At 45.1% G+C, this 15,834-nt stretch carries 17 protein-coding genes; 2 read left to right on the forward strand and 15 right to left on the reverse strand.

Annotated elements, in window-relative coordinates; genetic code table 11:
- The first annotated feature begins 179 nt into the window (after nt 1–179).
- Nucleotides 180–653: an inorganic diphosphatase gene (locus EWM62_RS00005; RefSeq protein ID WP_162499750.1), complete on the forward strand. Its 474-nt coding sequence runs from the start codon at nt 180–182 to the stop codon at nt 651–653.
- Nucleotides 654–1,054: 401 nt separating this feature from the next.
- Here the strand turns inward: EWM62_RS00005 and EWM62_RS00010 are convergent, their stop codons facing one another.
- The 15 genes from EWM62_RS00010 to EWM62_RS00080 all read right to left on the reverse strand — a co-directional run bounded on the left by EWM62_RS00010 (nt 1,055) and on the right by EWM62_RS00080 (nt 14,439).
- Complete coding sequence (locus EWM62_RS00010; RefSeq protein ID WP_129874593.1) at nt 1,055–2,101, reverse strand: response regulator; 1,047 nt, start codon at nt 2,099–2,101, stop codon at nt 1,055–1,057.
- A 66-nt stretch (nt 2,102–2,167) separates the two neighbouring features.
- Complete coding sequence (locus EWM62_RS00015; RefSeq protein ID WP_129874594.1) at nt 2,168–2,542, reverse strand: response regulator; 375 nt, start codon at nt 2,540–2,542, stop codon at nt 2,168–2,170.
- Nucleotides 2,543–2,601: 59 nt separating this feature from the next.
- Nucleotides 2,602–3,930, reverse strand: coding sequence for a sensor histidine kinase (locus EWM62_RS00020; protein WP_129874595.1), 1,329 nt, complete (start codon nt 3,928–3,930; stop codon nt 2,602–2,604).
- A gap of 68 nt (nt 3,931–3,998) precedes the next feature.
- Nucleotides 3,999–4,442 (reverse strand): phosphatidylglycerophosphatase A family protein, encoded by a 444-nt coding sequence (locus EWM62_RS00025; protein ID WP_129874596.1) that lies wholly within the window; start codon nt 4,440–4,442, stop codon nt 3,999–4,001.
- Nucleotides 4,443–4,527: 85 nt separating this feature from the next.
- Nucleotides 4,528–5,349, reverse strand: coding sequence for a TerC family protein (locus EWM62_RS00030; protein ID WP_129874597.1), 822 nt, complete (start codon nt 5,347–5,349; stop codon nt 4,528–4,530).
- Nucleotides 5,350–5,362: 13 nt separating this feature from the next.
- Complete coding sequence (locus tag EWM62_RS00035) at nt 5,363–6,325, reverse strand: hypothetical protein (RefSeq protein WP_129874598.1); 963 nt, start codon at nt 6,323–6,325, stop codon at nt 5,363–5,365.
- Between the two features lie 7 nt (nt 6,326–6,332).
- Nucleotides 6,333–7,463, reverse strand: coding sequence for a toxic anion resistance protein (locus EWM62_RS00040; protein ID WP_129874599.1), 1,131 nt, complete (start codon nt 7,461–7,463; stop codon nt 6,333–6,335).
- 116 nt (nt 7,464–7,579) lie between these two features.
- On the reverse strand, nt 7,580–8,194 hold the full coding sequence (locus tag EWM62_RS00045) for a TerD family protein (protein ID WP_129874600.1): 615 nt from the start codon (nt 8,192–8,194) through the stop codon (nt 7,580–7,582).
- A gap of 105 nt (nt 8,195–8,299) precedes the next feature.
- Complete coding sequence (locus EWM62_RS00050) at nt 8,300–8,854, reverse strand: TerD family protein (RefSeq protein WP_129874601.1); 555 nt, start codon at nt 8,852–8,854, stop codon at nt 8,300–8,302.
- Between the two features lie 72 nt (nt 8,855–8,926).
- Complete coding sequence (locus EWM62_RS00055) at nt 8,927–9,772, reverse strand: phosphoribosyltransferase family protein (RefSeq protein WP_129874602.1); 846 nt, start codon at nt 9,770–9,772, stop codon at nt 8,927–8,929.
- The gene (locus tag EWM62_RS00060; RefSeq protein ID WP_129874603.1) at nt 9,772–10,470 is read right to left on the reverse strand and encodes an HAD family hydrolase; all 699 of its coding nucleotides are present in this window, start codon (nt 10,468–10,470) and stop codon (nt 9,772–9,774) included. Before EWM62_RS00060 ends, EWM62_RS00055 begins: the two co-directional genes overlap by 1 nt.
- A gap of 279 nt (nt 10,471–10,749) precedes the next feature.
- Nucleotides 10,750–11,571 (reverse strand): N-acetylmuramoyl-L-alanine amidase family protein, encoded by an 822-nt coding sequence (locus tag EWM62_RS00065; protein WP_129874604.1) that lies wholly within the window; start codon nt 11,569–11,571, stop codon nt 10,750–10,752.
- 133 nt (nt 11,572–11,704) lie between these two features.
- Nucleotides 11,705–12,157, reverse strand: a complete 453-nt coding sequence (locus EWM62_RS00070) for a Fur family transcriptional regulator (RefSeq protein WP_129874605.1) — start codon at nt 12,155–12,157, stop codon at nt 11,705–11,707.
- 26 nt (nt 12,158–12,183) lie between these two features.
- On the reverse strand, nt 12,184–12,624 hold the full coding sequence (locus EWM62_RS00075) for a MerC domain-containing protein (protein WP_129874606.1): 441 nt from the start codon (nt 12,622–12,624) through the stop codon (nt 12,184–12,186).
- Nucleotides 12,625–12,981: 357 nt separating this feature from the next.
- The gene (locus EWM62_RS00080) at nt 12,982–14,439 is read right to left on the reverse strand and encodes a YitT family protein (protein ID WP_129874607.1); all 1,458 of its coding nucleotides are present in this window, start codon (nt 14,437–14,439) and stop codon (nt 12,982–12,984) included.
- A 336-nt stretch (nt 14,440–14,775) separates the two neighbouring features.
- Here EWM62_RS00080 and EWM62_RS00085 point away from each other — a divergent pair, with 336 nt between their 5' ends.
- Nucleotides 14,776–15,813 (forward strand): LLM class flavin-dependent oxidoreductase, encoded by a 1,038-nt coding sequence (locus EWM62_RS00085; protein ID WP_129874608.1) that lies wholly within the window; start codon nt 14,776–14,778, stop codon nt 15,811–15,813.
- The last annotated feature ends 21 nt before the right edge of the window (nt 15,814–15,834 follow it).

Genomic DNA, 15,834 nt, shown 5'->3' on the forward strand with positions numbered 1-15,834 from the left:
TCGAAAGCTAAACCGCCATTCCCGCCATACACCCGGCCCGCCTGCTTTGACGTTTGGGCCAGCGCTCATTAGAAAATAGCATCCTATAAATAATGATTCAGAAAAGAAATCCTACCAATCCCACAAATCCGCTTAATCCGGGTTCAAACACAATTATCCGTCCTGTTGTTAATAAGCTAATGGAACCCATCACCATCATAGTAGAAACCCCAAAGGGCAGCGGCCATAAGTACGATTACGAACCAAAGTTAAAGGCCTTTAAACTGAATAAGGTGTTACCGGCGGGAATGGTGTTCCCGTTCGATTTTGGGTTTATACCGGATACGAAAGGTGGCGATGGCGACCCGCTGGATGTGGTGGTAATATCAGAGATCGCTACCTTTTCGGGATGTTGTATTGATTGCCGGATCATTGGCGCTATAAAGGTGAACCAAACCGAACGCGACGGCAGCACCATGCGTAACGACCGCTTTTTAGCCGTGCCAACCGTATCGCAGCTATTTAGTGAGGTAAACACCATGCTGCAGCTGCCCGAGGCCATCATCAACCAGTTGGAGAGTTTCTTTAAAAACTACAATGAACAGGCCGGAAAAAAGTTCGAAGTGATAGAAAGGGTAGAGGCCGAAGAAGCTTACAGGATGATAAAGGACTAAATTTTCCCAGGTGTCCCACTAAATATGACACACTAAACATCAATACATAAACTATTGATAATTAATAACTTACAAAAGTAATAGTTGCACTTTTATTTGAAGTGTTTCTTTATATAAAATACAGAATATTCTGTAAATAAAGATATTATTGATTTTCGACAGGGTGTCCCACCCGTTTCTGAATGGGACACCTTGGTTTTAGATTTTAGAATTACGTCCCGATAGCTATCTGTATCGGATTTATCAGCTTCTTAAATTTTATCTGTGGGTTTACAACAGTAACAAAAAGCTAAACTTTCATAACGAGATGCATTTACCAGCCAGTTGGCCACAAGCGAGGAGGCTTGCGGTAGCAATGCTAACTTAAATTCGAAATTGAACATTCGAAATCCGAGATCTTTCTACTCTACCACCTCGTAAGTATCAACCGGTTTAACCTTATTCTTGAGGGCGAACTGGCCGTTTGGCTTACACTGGAACGATTCTTTGGCCTTGTGGTAAACATCTTCGGTAATGATGATCTGGCCGGCGGTGGCTATGCCCTGCAAACGCTGCGCAAGGTTAACCGAGTCGCCAATAACGGTATAATCAAGGCGTTTTAAGGATGCCGAACCGATGTTGCCCGATACCATTTCGCCGCTGTTGATCCCTACCGAAATGCTTGGTTTGAATATTTTACCGTTGCCCGCGTCTATCTCGGGCTCGTTAGATAAATGGGCTTTAACCGACAACGCGGCATCTATCGCCCTATCCAAATGGAACTCGCCGCGGAAAACCGCCATGATAGCATCGCCCATAAACTTATCAACGTGGCCGCCCTGGGCAATAATTTCCTTTACAATTTTATCAAACAGGCCGTTAAGCAATGTTACCACGGTGTTTGCCGGCACATGCTCGGTAATGGCTGTAAAGCCGCAAACATCAACAAACATTACGGTAGCTTCCAGCAGCTCGTTTTTCATCAGGCTGCCTTCAAACTCCTTATGATTCATAAAATTGAGCACGTTCTCGTCCACATACATCTTCAGGATGTTGTTCTCTTTGATGGCCTTTAATGTTTCCTGCAACTGCCTTACGTAAGAAATTGTTTTCTGCATGGTAAGGTCCAGATCGTCAAAATCAACCGGCTTCATGATAAAATCGAAAGCGCCGCGGTTCATGGCGGTGCGGATATTTTGCATATCGCCGTAAGCCGATACCACTACTGCCTTAAGTGTGGGGTTAGCATCGGGCAGGTGCGTAAGCAGCGTAAGGCCATCCATTACGGGCATATTGATGTCCGACAGGATAATGTCCAGGTCTGGGTTCTCTTTGATGCGCTCTAAAGCTTCTTCCCCGTTTTGTGCAAAAATAAATTCGTATTCGCTCTCCCTGATCTTGCGGCGGAACTTTTGTTTTACCAGTACCTCCAGATCAGCTTCGTCATCTACTACCAGTATTTTAGCCATTGTGATTTATTGATTATTGATCGGCGCATTTTAAATATGCATACTTGCACATCTGAAATTTGCACGCTATATCGTTTTAAGTTTCTCTTTTAATAAATTAAAATCAAGCGGTTTGGTCAAAAAGTCGTCTGCCCCTTTATCCATCGCCTGCTTGTAGTTTTCTTCGTCGCCGTAAGCAGTTATCATCATCACCACGGGCGGTGGCGGCGTTGGAAAATCCTCGCGGATGTGTGTTAGCAACTCTATACCGCTCATGCCCGGCATATTAATGTCCGACAGGATCAGCACCACTTCGGAGTGTTTGCCCTTCAGGTAATCCAGTGCTTCTTCGCCGGATTGAGCAAAGTCGAACTCTACCTCGTGGTTTTTAATTTCTTTACGAAAGCGCTGTAAAAAAAGCGGCTGAACGTCTGCTTCGTCGTCTACGACTAATATTTTCATGCGAAAATAATTATTGATCTTTTAATTGTTGAGTTAATTACCCATTTATTTACCCCGCATCAGGCAACCGGCAAGGTAATGATAAATTCAGAGCCCTCGCCCTCTTTACTGTTGATGTTGATATGCCCTTTATGGGCTTTTACAATAATATCATAGCTAAGCGATAAACCCAGCCCGGTACCCTCGCCCGCCGGTTTAGTGGTAAAAAATGGCTGCATAATTTTATCCTTTATTGCATCAGGGATGCCACTGCCATTATCTTTTACCATAATCTCTACTTGAGCCCCCCCGCCCCCTGAAGGGGGAGCAGGAATTACACGCGTAGAAACCTCCACACGTGGTTTAAAATCGCCGCCGATGGTTTTTTGCTTTTGATGCACGGCGTAAAACGCGTTAGTGAACATATTGAGCAGTACCCGGCCTACATCCTGCGATACGATGTTGATGGATGGGAGGTTAGGGTCCAGATTGGCAACCAGCTCGGCGTTAAATGATTTATCCTTGGCGCGCAGGCCGTGGTAGGCCAGGCGAAAGTATTCGTCGGCAATGGTATTAAGGTTAGTTGGTTCTTTTACATTGCTGCTGGCGCGGCTGTGCTGCAGCATACCCTTAACAATACCATCGGCACGCTGGCCGTGGTGACGGATCTTTTCGAGGTTTTGCTTGATATCGGCAGCTATGGCGTTGGCTTCTTCCATATCGCCTTTGGCCATCTCTGCTTCCATTTCGTCAATTAGCTCCATACTTACTTCAGAGAAATTGTTAACGAAGTTTAGCGGGTTCTGGATCTCGTGGGCAATACCGGCGGTAAGCTCGCCTAAGGATGCCAGTTTTTCCTGTTGGATCAACTGCGCCTGGGTGGCTTGCAGCTCTTTAACCGTTTCCTGCAGTTCGTTACGTTGTTTTGTTATTTCGGCGGTACGGGCGGCTACCATAGCTTCCAGTTCGTCCCTGCGCTCGCTGATCCGCCTTAATTCCTGCTGTTGCTTTTTTGAGGTTGACAGGCGCAGGTAAATCCACGAAAACGCGGCAAGTTGCCCGCAAATAAAAAACGCCTCGTTATTTTCGTAAAAGGTTGGGGCAACGCGGGCAGTTAAGGCGCTTATCATAGCCGTACCTACAAGTGGTAAATAGGCGTTTAGCAAAACGGTAAATGATTTAAAATCTTCCTGCCGTTTAAGATACTCAACCACTGCCAAAAGATAAACGGCCGAAATTAAGAGCAGCCTATCTTCATCAACCTGTTTATCAAGTAAGATAAAGGCGATAGCTATCCCTCCAAGAATATTAAGCGGCCATCGCCATTTGCTACGAAGCGCTGTAAACTTAATTGCTTTATTTATCCGGAGAGCTAATAAAAAAGCGGCAATCAGCGGAAAAAAATACATAATTACACTACAGGTTTAAATTTAGCCTAAGATAAATATTTATGCCGAACTATATTAACGCGAGAGATTTAAAACTTAACAAAGTATACAATTACCTGCAACACAATGTTGCCATAAACGCCGGCTAAAACATCGTCCATCATTACCCCTGTACCGCCGGGCAGGGCTTCCATTTTGCGGATGCCAAGGGGTTTTACAATATCAAAAAAACGGAAAAGCACCAGGCCTGTAAGCAGGTAATATAAATTTGGCGGGATAAACAACATGGTTACCAGCATACCGGCAACTTCATCTATTACCACCCGGTAGCTGTCCTTACCCCAAAAGGGTTCTACCTTATCGCCAACGTAAATGCCCAGCAGGGTTATGATGATGGTGGCGCCCAGTAAATATAGCGGGCTATGAAAGTTAGACTGCCATAAAAGCCAAATGAACGGGCAGGTAACAATGGCAGCAAGCGTGCCCCCACCCTTTATATACCCTATCCCGAAAATAGATGCAATGAGTTTCAATCAATTAGTGATTTAGTGAATTTGATTTAGTGATTTCCAAAAAAGCTTTTTGCTTTGGTCTCTTCGCTTTTAGCTTCCCGCCCAATCAGCTTTTATCCAATACATCCTCCGCAGCCTCGGCTACTTCGGGTTCGATAATATTCTTTTTAGGGAAGTTAAAGAAGATGGAAGTAAGTACCGGGATAACAAATACCGCTACGGTAAACACCGATACAGCAATATCAGCGGTTTCGCCTTCCATAAATTTCGAGAAACCGGCTTCGGGGAAGAAGTGTACATATAACGATGATGTTAATTTAGCCCCCAGCACACCTATCACTAAAAACGCTACTGTTTCTAAAAATGTAAATTTCTCCATCAGTTTTACAAAGGCCTGGGCCACAAAACGCATGGCCAGGATCCCGATAAACACTCCTGTGTAGATCAAAAACACATGATCTGTAAAAGCAACGGCGGCAAATACGTTATCGATAGAAAAGGCCAGGTCCATCAGTTCTACCAAAGCAACAGTAGCCCAAAAGGTGCCGATTAAGCCTACGGTTGATTTATACAGCCAGTTCTGGTTTTTATCGACAGACTCTTCCTCTCCGCCATCGGCACTTGCTGCTAACTTCTTTTTAAAATAGCCAAAAGCCAGGTATAACAGGTATAACCCCCCCAATGGTTTTAACCACCATATTTTTACCAGCCATGCCGCTAAAAACAAACAAACCCCACGCAATACGTAAGCGCCTATAATACCGTAACGCAAGGCCCGGTTACGCTGGTGCTTCGGCAGATCGAGCACCATGGTTGCCAATACCGCGGCATTATCAACCGATAAAAGGCTTTCGATAACAATGAGGTTGAGTACAACCAGCAGGCCTGCTTTAATATCCGGGCCAAGTAACGTGTGTAAAAAATCCATTGGTGATAGGGTTTTAAATTATATCTGTATTTAACATGGTTTTTAAAATATTAGCCTGCACGTCAAACGCGTTCATGTGCGCCAAAAAGTTCACATCGGCTATTTTCTTGTAATCGTCGGCCAATAGGGCCGTAATATTTTGCGGCAGATTGGTTTTTAATAAACCGGCCTTGCCCGTTAACTGTACATTTTTATCGCGCAGTTCGCGTATCATGCGTTCGCGCTTGCTTACGGTGTTCTTCAGGTCAAGGTCGCCAAGTTTGGCCACATCGCAAAACAACAGGGTATTATTCAACGGCGAAAACAGGAAATACTTATTTACATCGGTGAACCGGTAAACCTCCAGTACAATATCGTTGGCGCGCACACCACAGTAGAAATCGATCTTAAAATCGTACTTGCATAAACCGCCCATCAGCTTGCGCTGGATGGTAGCATACTCGTTCGAGTATACATCGGCGGGGTTATAGGCAAGTAATTCGTAGACCAGCTCGGTTGAGATACTAAAAAAGTAGTCGCCCGAAAAATGCGCGCTGAACTTGTTGATATTACCTACAAACGGGTACTCGGCCGAATTATCTGAAAGTACCTGGAACAGCTTGCGTAACGACTGGCTCATTTTTAGCGCCTGTCGCTGCTTATCGTTGGTGTAGTTCTGCTCGGTATAAACCGAATCTTCCATCTGCTCTATCAACTGGTTATTAAGTGCTATCTCATCAAGCAGCAGATCGGCCTGGGCCTCGTTGTTCTTCTTGATCTTTTTAAGCAGATCGATAAGCGATTGTGTAAACTGGAGATGAAACATCTCCAGCTGGTTAATGTCAAGATCGGGGTTGGTTTGAAACAGCTGGTGCAGCACCTGTGTGCGCAGGTAAATTTTATAAATTACGTCGTTATTAAAAAACACGGATAACAGCTGCAGCTTGCTGATAACCCGTGTCGACGAATTTAATATGTTTAGCCTGTTTTCATCCATATGCCAATTAACGCGTATTGGTCACATTCTTTTTCAACTCAGTTTCTAAAGTTTGCAACTCGGTATTAAGCGTTTTCCTGTTTTGTGTACCCTCGTCATGGATCCTCTTCACCTCGGTTAAAGTTTCAATTAACGATTGCGTGGTACGTTTTAAAGTATCCAAAGATACCACAGTTTTCTCATTCTCGCGGGCTACGTCAATACTGTTTGTTTTTAACAGCTCGGCATTTTTAAGCAAAATGGTGTTTGTCGTGTCCGAGATCTTCTTCTGCATCTCTACATTCGCCTTCTGCCTGTTTAGCGCTACGGCAATGGTGAGCTGGTTTTTCCAAACCGGGATGGTGGTCGATACTATCGACTGCGCCTTTTCGGCAATGGTAGTGTTGTTATTTTGCACCACGCGGATCTGCGCAAGCGATTGCAGCATAATAAAGCGCACCACTTTCAGATCGGCCAGGCGCTTATCCAGGCGGTTCACAAAATCGCGCAGGTCGGCAATTTCGTAATCCTGGTAACCGGCAGGGTTGCCATCCATTACAGCCAATTGCTCGTTAAGCTCTTTGTATTTTAACTGACCGGCAATGATCAGTTCTTCCATTTGATGAATGTAGTCTACATTACTGTCGAACATGGTTTGCAGCGATGCGTTGTCCTTGATGGAGTTTACACGGCCCGCTTTAATTTTATTGGTGATCTTGTCAACATTGTTTACCACCAGGTCGTACTTAGAGAACATCTTTTTGGTATCCATAACCAGCCTGCGCAAAAGGGGGATACGGGATATGATCCTTACAAAAGCGTTCTGCTCCAGTTCGTCAACATCAATATAATTCAGTTCGTGCAGCAGGTCGGTAATTAAGGTACCCACCTCGCCTGAGTCAAACGTGCGTACCGATGTAAGGAAGGTATTACTATAACGTTCCATAGAGGCCTGCACATCGGTACCATAGTTCAGTATCGAGTTTACGTCGCTCGGATTTAAGTCCTTGCTTTTTTCGCTGTACTTTTTAACTTCATCGGGCGTAATGTTTGTCAGGTCAACATTACCTTCTTTATCAAGTTTAACCGGGGTGGTACTGCCTGCTACCGGCGTGGCGTTGGCGGGTTCTGCACCCTCTTTGGTTAGGTTGGTTTCCATTTTGTTTGTTTTAAAAGTTTTAGCCTCTCCCTGCCCTCTCCGAAGGAGAGGGTTCTAAAAAATTGCTTCTTAAAGCCCCGCTCCTTCGTAGAGGGGTTGGGGAGAGGCCTTTTATTTTATAAAAAATTCCTCATTACCGTGTTCACGGTTTCTTCCAGTTTGCGGTCTTTGGTGGGCTCGCCAATAGCGTTGAATTTCCATTCATCATTTTTAACGTAGAAAATACCCATCACCATAGATACATGGCCCCTGAAGCTGGCGTCGTGCGCGATATCGTATGTAGCGAAGATCTCGTTAACGCGTTTTGGTGTGCCTTCGTAAATGCGGATGGACGCGAACGGGATGGTGCCAAAATCCTGGCCCCTAAAACTGTTCAGCACAAAAGCCACGTGTTTAACTGCCGGGTTAAGGCTGCCGAAATCAAGGGTGATCACTTCGTTATCCAGGCCGTCATCGCCGCCCATATCGCCGGTAAGGTCATCGCCGCTGTGGCGTACCGCCTGGTCTTTGGATTTAAGGTTGCCAAAATACACCACGTCTATCAGTTTTTTATTCTCGTCAAACAAGGCGCAGCTGGCATCAAGGTCAACCGCTTCTTTGCTGCTGCCAAAGCCAAATAAGCCCTTCTTTTCTATAGCGCCCCAGTTTATACCTACGCAAACGCTTTGCAGCTTGCTGCCGTTGCTTTTTTCAAGGCTTATACGCTGCCCTTTTTGAAGATTAATTGCCATATTTAATTCTTTTAATTTTAATGTAACGCTTAGTCCGAAGTCTGTAGTCGAAAGTCCGAAGTCGGAACGGACTTGACTTAAGACTTGCGACTTAAGACTATCGACTTAGTTATATTTATTTAAATAATCCTGCAGGCCGCCTTTCATGCCGGCGCCAACTGCTTCAAACTTCCATTTGTTATCGCGTTTGTAAATACGGCCAAACTCAACAGCTGTTTCTATCGAAAAATCCTCCTCTAATTCATATTTAAGCACATCGGTATTGGTAGCGGCATCAAAAACACGTACGAATGAGTTGCGCACCTGGCCAAAATTCTGGCGGCGGCTGTCTGCCTCATGTATGGTTACCACCACGCAAATTTCGGTAGCGCGCGGGTCAATTATGGTCAGGTCTATTTTGATCTGCTCATCGTCGCCATCGCCGGCACCGGTAAGGTTATCACCTGTGTGCTCAACAGCGCCATCCGGCGATTTAAGGTTGTTATAAAACACAAAGTGCTCGTCGCTCAGGATCTTTTTGTTATCGCCCAGTATAAAAACAGAAGCGTCCAGGTCAAACGCTGTACCGGTTGATGAGGTGTTGGTATCCCAACCCAGGCCTATAGTAAATTTAGGAGCGTCGATAGCTTCGCGCTGCCCTTTTTGAAGATTAATTGCCATTATGTATTAGTTTATTTTGTTTAAAAGTTTTGACTCTCCCCGCCCTCTCCGAAGGAGAGGGTTCTAATTATTTTATTCCCCCATTTTCTCCAAAGCCGAGGGTTCCAGTAATTGTTGTTTTATAAATGTAAGATTTTGTTCGTAGGCTTCAATGGTATGGTAACCGTTGCCCAAAGCCATGTTGTAAAGCTGCTCTGCAAACGCTGCCGACTGGTTTTCGATAAACAAGCTAAAGCCATCAAAACTATAGTTTAATATGTATTTTACAATGCGTGTATTGATGCGGAAATCGCCGCTTTTGATGATATCCTCCAGGTGAAAAATTGATTTTACATGGTGATAGTTCAGATAGTTCTCCACGTTGGGGTGAATGTCCTTGTTCATCAGTTCGGCAAAGTACAGCATGTGGATATCGTTATCCAAACCATAGGCCTTAACCATTTTCATGATCATCCGCTCGTGGCTGCCGGTAATGCGGATATCGTCTAAAAATATCAGCGTTTTGCCCGTCAAAAAGTCTTTATCGATATGGAACCGGTCGTTACCTATCAGGTTCATGCGCTGCTCGGCGTTCAGCTCGCCGTAATCTTCTTTGTAGGTGATGGTGCGGTGCACCTTGGTTTCCTGCACTACAGGCAAGCCTTTTTCGGCCAGCCAGTGGTTCAGGCGGTACACAAACCAATCCTTCATGGCAAAGGTTGCCGTCGGGATGAACGAGTACGGGCTGGAGATCACCACTATTTGCCTGGTAACCGGGTTTGTGGCCAGGTAATCGTTTATAAAACCTTCGGCCAGGGCGGTACCAAAATCTTTAGATACCGCTCCGTCGCCAAATTTAAAGCGACTGTAATCGTCGGCATCAAAGCCAAAACGGGTATCGTGGTGTATATGGTGTAACGAATATGTGGTAGATATCATTAACTTATAAGGCTTAAAATGGTAGTACTGTTTGAGTTGATCAGCAGCGAGCTGATACCCAATTCATTCGCGGGTGCAACGTCGTTTTTAGGATTATCGCCCACATGCATAATATTATTTAACGGGATATTTTTACCTGCATTACATATATCGATATTGTTTAGCATGGTTTTAAAAAATTGATGATTTGGTTTTGACATGCCTGCCTCGTCAGAGTATAGCTGAAAGTCGAAATAGTTATCCAGCCCGTAAAGCGCTAATACTTTTCGTAATGTTTTCCCGGTGATGTATCCTGTGTTGCTCAACAAACTAAAAGTTGCCCCGCTTTTTTGTTTTAGATGCTGCAGGGTATCAATTGTTACATCCGAGTAGATGCGCGGCGGGTACTTAAACAGCAGCTGTTCCATTTGCAGGTGCAGTTGCCGGTAATCGATATCATCAATATTTAACTTATCGCCGTTGATGAGGCTGATCACCATCAGGTACATTTCGTCGGCATCGATGTTCTTTCCTGTTTTTTCGTTCACGGCGTTGCACATCAGGTCAACCTGGCGGAAAACCCGCGCAACATCCTCAACAGATTGGCCTGTTTTATTAAAATTTTGGTGGAAAAAATGGGCCCGCTGGATCTTAAATTCGGGGTCGGATTTGATGAGCGTTAACCACAGATCAAAAGAATAGTGCTGATAGTAAGGCATTGGCAGATGTAAACAGGTTATAAAGTAAAGCGAAGCAAACTTTATCTAATATATGCCTTTTCTGCTTAAAAAACTAACTTTTTAAATGAAGTTTATGTTATGTTAGAGGGCTTTCGGACAGCTCAATTCCCTCCCTCGGGAGGGGTGTGTTGGAACGCGCGGTGGCAGGGAGGGGTTTGAACGAGATGTATGTCGTATAACCCCTCCCTGCACCCTCCCGTTGGGAGGGAATCGCGCTGGCCTCTGCTTTAAAAATTTAACGTAAAAATCCGATTGACCTTACTGCACCGCAAGTGCGGCCCGGTACACCTGTATAGACCGGATGATGGTTTGTACGATTTGAGTTTGGCCTTCTTCAGAGTTAAGATACTCCTCCTCGTCGGGGTTATTAATAAAACCTGTTTCTATCAGTACCGCCGGCATGGCGCTATTAGCCAGTACGTAAAGGCTTTGTTCGCGCACACCTATCGATTTGCGGCCATCGGTTTCGGTAAATTCCTGGTTTAAATATTCGCCGAAACGGATGCTTTGCTTGCGGTATTTTTTGGTGAAGGCATCCAGTATAATGGCGTTTGATGGGTCGGATGCGTCTAAAGCCTGGTATTTTTGTTTATAATCGGGCTCTATCAATATGGAAGCGTTCTCGCGCATTGCTTCCATCTGCTCGCCGGTACGTTTCGAGGCATAAACCAGCAGCATCACCCCGCTTTGCTTATGCTCGCGATAGGCGGTGCCTTCGGCAGATGAGTTACAATGGATAGAGATAAACAGGTTCCCCTGAGATTTATTGGCGATATCCGACCGGCGGCTCAGTTCTATAAAAGTATCATCAGAACGGGTCATGATGGTGGCCAGGTCGGGGATCTGCGCCTGTATGGCTGCCTGCAGCTTTTTGGCGATGGCGAGGGTGACGTTCTTTTCGTACGACGACAAGCCCTTCGCGCCGGCATCCTTACCGCCGTGGCCTGCATCAATAATAACCGTTTTTAACTTAAAGCCGCTGGCTTTAATAGTATCTGCCGCTGGCGTGAACGAACACAGCAATGTATAGAAGGACAGGATGCTGAACGTAAATATCAGCCTGAAATACTTTTTACTCATTTATATAATTAGGGAACGCTAATTTAAAACTCTGTGTATTAGCCTGCAAATAATTTGAAGTTGTTATTTGTTTTGACTGTTATTTGGCACGAAAGATTAATAAAAGAATATAAAGCAATATAGTTGCAATACGTTAATTAACCCTTGCGGCACCTTTTTTACTGCATTTTGGGCAAAGGCCCGATGCATACAGCGTAAATGCCTGCGGCTCGAAACCCGCCGGCAGGGTTAGCCTCGGCATGTTCAGCTCATTAATGCAGTACACATTTTTGCATGCAGTACAGTTAAAATGCAGGTGCTCGTCGTGATGATGGTTTTCCTTGCAATCCGAGTGGCAAACCGCGTAATTGGCGGTGCCATTAAGGTCGAACACCTTATGGATGATGCCTTTCTCCTCGAACGTATTTAAAATACGGTACAGGGTTACGCGGTCAATATCGTTCATCACGCTTTCCAGGTCGGGCTGCGAAGTGGCCGTATTTTTCGAATACATCATAGACAGCACCCTCAACCGCGGCGCGGTTTTTTTAAGGTTATGCTTTTGCAGCATGTCCTCAAACTGGTAGTTATTTTTTACTTGTGCCATTTATTGTCCAAATTTATAAAAAGCGGTTAAGCTGCTTTATGCTCATCGTGCGGATGATTATGTTTAAGGTGAAAGAAACTATCGCCCGCCTTGCAGGTACCCGCGTATTTATAGTTCACAAAGTGCGCGGCCGCTATCATAAAACCGCCCATGGGCACCACAACGGCTTCTACCCAACCGGTAATAAATAAGTGGCCAACAATGATAGTGGTAAAGCCGGCCAGCATTAAAGCCAGCGGCAACACGCGGTGGTGCTCTTTAAAATAAGATGTACCTATTGACGAGATGCCCACTACAAGCGCTATGATGATCATGATCCACTCTACCCAGGGATTGGCCAAAAAGCCCAGGCCAATTAAGGGCAAACTGGTAAAAAAGACAGGCACCGCCGCGCAATGTATAGCACAAAGGGTGGAAGCTGTCATCCCTACATTATCAAGTTTTATGGCTTTTAACCGCTGGATCATGCTGCAAAGATAATACAAATGCAACATTATTGTATTTAGAATTGTTGATGATTTGTAAAATGAAGTGTTTGCTACCGGCTGTTTGCTATCGCAAACGTTTTAGACCAGTAATGGGTTAAGCTTTCAGCTTAACAGTCTTATTCAATGAATTTGCTGCCCGTTTGCTAATTTTGCTTCGCAAGCTGAAGTTTGCTTGTTTTAGGCAAAAGTTGAAAATTTAGACCAGTATTGGGGTAGCATTAAGTCTCAAGTTCTAAGTCTTGAGTCTCAAGTTCTAAGTCTAAAGTCTCAAGTTCTAAGTCTTGAGTCGTAAGTCAAACTGAAAAATCGACTATAGACTTAAGACTTACGACTTCTCTAATGCCTTGCCCTGCGCTTCAATACGCCACCCGCGGCCTCTTTGATAATACTGGTAAAGATGAATGCTTTGGGGTCGATATCGTGTACCATGTTCTTCAATCGCCTGAGCTCTAAACGCGTAACTACGGTAAATACGATATCTACAGGGTGGCTCACGTCAAAGCTGTCTTTCAGGAACCCCCGTTCGCCTTTGTAAACGGTAATGCCCCGGCCAAGCTGCTTTACCAGCATTTCTTTTATAGCCGCGTTTTGCCCCGATATGATGGTTACGCCGGTGTATTCTTCCAGGCCTTCTATCACAAAGTTGATGGTGCGCGATGCGGTATAATAGGTTAATATAGAGTATAATGATGTGGGCAGCCCCAGCTTTATCGCCGCTATCAGGAATATCACAATGTTTATCCCCAAAATGATCTCGCTGATGGTAAAGCTGATGCGCTTGCCGGTATAAAGCGCCAAAACCTCGATACCATCCAGCGCGCATCCGCCGCGGATAGCCAGGCCGATCCCCGTTCCCATAAACACCCCGCCAAATATGGATACCAGTAGTTTATCGGAAGTTATTTTTTCGGGATACGGGATATAAAGCAGGCAAAGCGCCACGCCCACAATAGCCAAAAAGGTTTTCACCGCGAAGGATTTATTCACCTGGAATGCTCCCATAATAATGAACGGGATATTGGCAATGATAATAACGTAGGCAATGTTTACGTGGTAAAGTTCGTGTATCAACAGGGAAATGCCGGTTACGCCACCATCAAAAAACGCGTTTGGTACCAAAAAACTTTTTAATGCAAACCCACAGAAAAGGATGCCTGCAAGCGTATAAACGGTATCTAAAAAACTAATTTTTATAGCGTTATTGTTGGTCATTAAGGTTAAAGTTTTGTTTCGCAAATCTCTTAAATTTTCCTGTTTTTTCGGCTCCTTATTTTTTAGGGATGCATTGGTAAAGTAACGGTGGCCCTGCAAAAAGTTTACCTGCATGGTATCCCATTGCTTTTCGCTTTTTATGGTGCCAAGCGCCTGCATTTCGTTAAACAGCCTGTTGCCGGTACGTATAAAATCTTCGCGGCCCAGGTAGTCCAGGTCGGCATCGCAAATAATTTCTTCCAGTAAGGTCTTGGGTTGCTGGGGCAATTGTGTGGCCATTATCAGCGTACATATTTTTTCTATGTCTGCATCGGCGTAGCCAAATTTTGGTAACGCCTGGCGGGCAATATTGCATGATGCTGCTTCGTGGTTATGAATGTGCTCCAGGTAACCGCAGTCGTGGTACAGGGCGGCTGCCAGTAAAAGCCTGGTATCCTCTTCATTAATATTTTCCTGGCGGGCAATTGCCTGTGCCGAATGGTAAACATCAAGGGTATGATCTACGTTATGGTAACGGAACTGCACCGGCAATTCGTGCTGCAACCTATCCAGTATATATTTGCCTTCGGGGCTTTCAACCATATCATCAAACCATTAATCGGTTGCGCTAAGATATTAATTAGAGGGGAAAGTTGGGTTACTTCCTTTTCGCAATTTTACTCACCCCGACAACGCTGCGCTTGTCTACCTTCTCTGCTGGGCAAAGAGGATGAAGAGAAAATAGACCCTCTTTCCAGGCAGCGGAAAGAGGATGGTTGAGGGCCTATAGCCAATGGGATGGAAGCTTTTTGTCACCGCTTCCTGATTAGTGTACCCGCAACGTCATATAACATACCAGCTGCTGCAACAGCGTGTTTTTAGCATTAATTTTGAATAACATCTGTAAAAAATGGGTGTTATCATCCTTATAGGATCAATATGAGCGCAAATAAATTATCAGATATAAAATATTCCGTATTAGACCTGGCTACCGTTGTTGCAGGCAGCACTCCGGCCGATAGCTTCAAAAAAAGCATGGATGTAGCCCAACTTGCCGAAAAAGTTGGCTATACTCGCTACTGGTTTGCCGAGCATCATAACATGATGAACGTGGCAAGCTCTGCAACAGCTGTATTAATAGGCTACATAGCAGGCGGTACATCAAAAATAAGGGTAGGGTCGGGCGGTATTATGCTGCCAAACCACGCGCCGCTTATTGTGGCCGAGCAATTTGGTACGCTTGCATCGCTTTATCCGGGCCGTATCGACCTTGGTTTAGGCCGCGCACCCGGCACCGACCAAACTACAGCCCTGGCCATCCGCGGCGAAAATTTTAATGCCGCGCATAATTTTCCGCGGGATATTGTGAAGCTGCAAACCTATTTCTCGGCCGATAATGCTACAAGTAAAGTAAGGGCTATCCCCGGCGAAGGCCTTGACATCCCGATATGGGTGCTGGGCTCCAGTACCGATAGCGCCAAGGTTGCCGCTGCCATGGGTTTGCCGTATGCATTCGCCAGCCATTTTGCGCCAACCTATTTTAAAGAAGCTATCCAGATCTACCGCGATAATTTTAAGCCATCCGAATACCTGCAAAAGCCATACGTAATGGCCTGTGTAAACGTGGTTGCTGCCGATACCGATGGTGAAGCCGAATACCTTTCCACATCCGTAAAGCAATTTTTTATGGGGGTGGTAACCGGTAAAAGGCAGTTATTGCCGCCGCCTGTAAAAAGCATGGACAGTATTTGGAACGTTTTTGAAGAAGAAGCCGTGATGCAGATGCTGGCCTATTCGTTCATTGGCGGCCCCGAAAGGATCAGGGCAGAACTTGGCGCCTTTGCCCAAGAAACAGGTATTAATGAAGTAATGGCTACCTCGCACATTTTCGATCACCAATCACGGATGTACTCGTATAAAGTTTTTGCCGATGTGATACGGAATACCAATTTCGCCCCGCTAAATATTGATTTATAATAAGTGAATCAGCCATAGCTC

It is taken from the genome of Mucilaginibacter terrigena (assembly GCF_004168255.1).
In the GTDB taxonomy this organism is placed as follows: Bacteria; Bacteroidota; Bacteroidia; order Sphingobacteriales; family Sphingobacteriaceae; genus Mucilaginibacter; species Mucilaginibacter terrigena.

Excerpts from the sequence above, each read along its gene's own strand:
- EWM62_RS00085 (WP_129874608.1), top strand. The coding sequence starts at position 14,776 with ATGAGCGCAAATAAATTATCAGATATAAAATATTCCGTATTAGACCTG.
- EWM62_RS00035 (WP_129874598.1), bottom strand. The coding sequence starts at position 6,325 with ATGGATGAAAACAGGCTAAACATATTAAATTCGTCGACACGGGTTATC.
- EWM62_RS00055 (WP_129874602.1), bottom strand. The coding sequence starts at position 9,772 with ATGATATCTACCACATATTCGTTACACCATATACACCACGATACCCGT.
- EWM62_RS00075 (WP_129874606.1), bottom strand. The coding sequence starts at position 12,624 with ATGATCCAGCGGTTAAAAGCCATAAAACTTGATAATGTAGGGATGACA.
- EWM62_RS00030 (WP_129874597.1), bottom strand. The coding sequence starts at position 5,349 with ATGGATTTTTTACACACGTTACTTGGCCCGGATATTAAAGCAGGCCTG.
- EWM62_RS00045 (WP_129874600.1), bottom strand. The coding sequence starts at position 8,194 with ATGGCAATTAATCTTCAAAAAGGGCAGCGTATAAGCCTTGAAAAAAGC.
- EWM62_RS00050 (WP_129874601.1), bottom strand. The coding sequence starts at position 8,854 with ATGGCAATTAATCTTCAAAAAGGGCAGCGCGAAGCTATCGACGCTCCT.
- EWM62_RS00005 (WP_162499750.1), top strand. The coding sequence starts at position 180 with ATGGAACCCATCACCATCATAGTAGAAACCCCAAAGGGCAGCGGCCAT.
- EWM62_RS00070 (WP_129874605.1), bottom strand. The coding sequence starts at position 12,157 with ATGGCACAAGTAAAAAATAACTACCAGTTTGAGGACATGCTGCAAAAG.
- EWM62_RS00015 (WP_129874594.1), bottom strand. The coding sequence starts at position 2,542 with ATGAAAATATTAGTCGTAGACGACGAAGCAGACGTTCAGCCGCTTTTT.
- EWM62_RS00020 (WP_129874595.1), bottom strand. The coding sequence starts at position 3,930 with ATGTATTTTTTTCCGCTGATTGCCGCTTTTTTATTAGCTCTCCGGATA.
- EWM62_RS00040 (WP_129874599.1), bottom strand. The coding sequence starts at position 7,463 with ATGGAAACCAACCTAACCAAAGAGGGTGCAGAACCCGCCAACGCCACG.
- EWM62_RS00010 (WP_129874593.1), bottom strand. The coding sequence starts at position 2,101 with ATGGCTAAAATACTGGTAGTAGATGACGAAGCTGATCTGGAGGTACTG.
- EWM62_RS00065 (WP_129874604.1), bottom strand. The coding sequence starts at position 11,571 with ATGAGTAAAAAGTATTTCAGGCTGATATTTACGTTCAGCATCCTGTCC.
- EWM62_RS00060 (WP_129874603.1), bottom strand. The coding sequence starts at position 10,470 with ATGCCTTACTATCAGCACTATTCTTTTGATCTGTGGTTAACGCTCATC.
- EWM62_RS00080 (WP_129874607.1), bottom strand. The coding sequence starts at position 14,439 with ATGGTTGAAAGCCCCGAAGGCAAATATATACTGGATAGGTTGCAGCAC.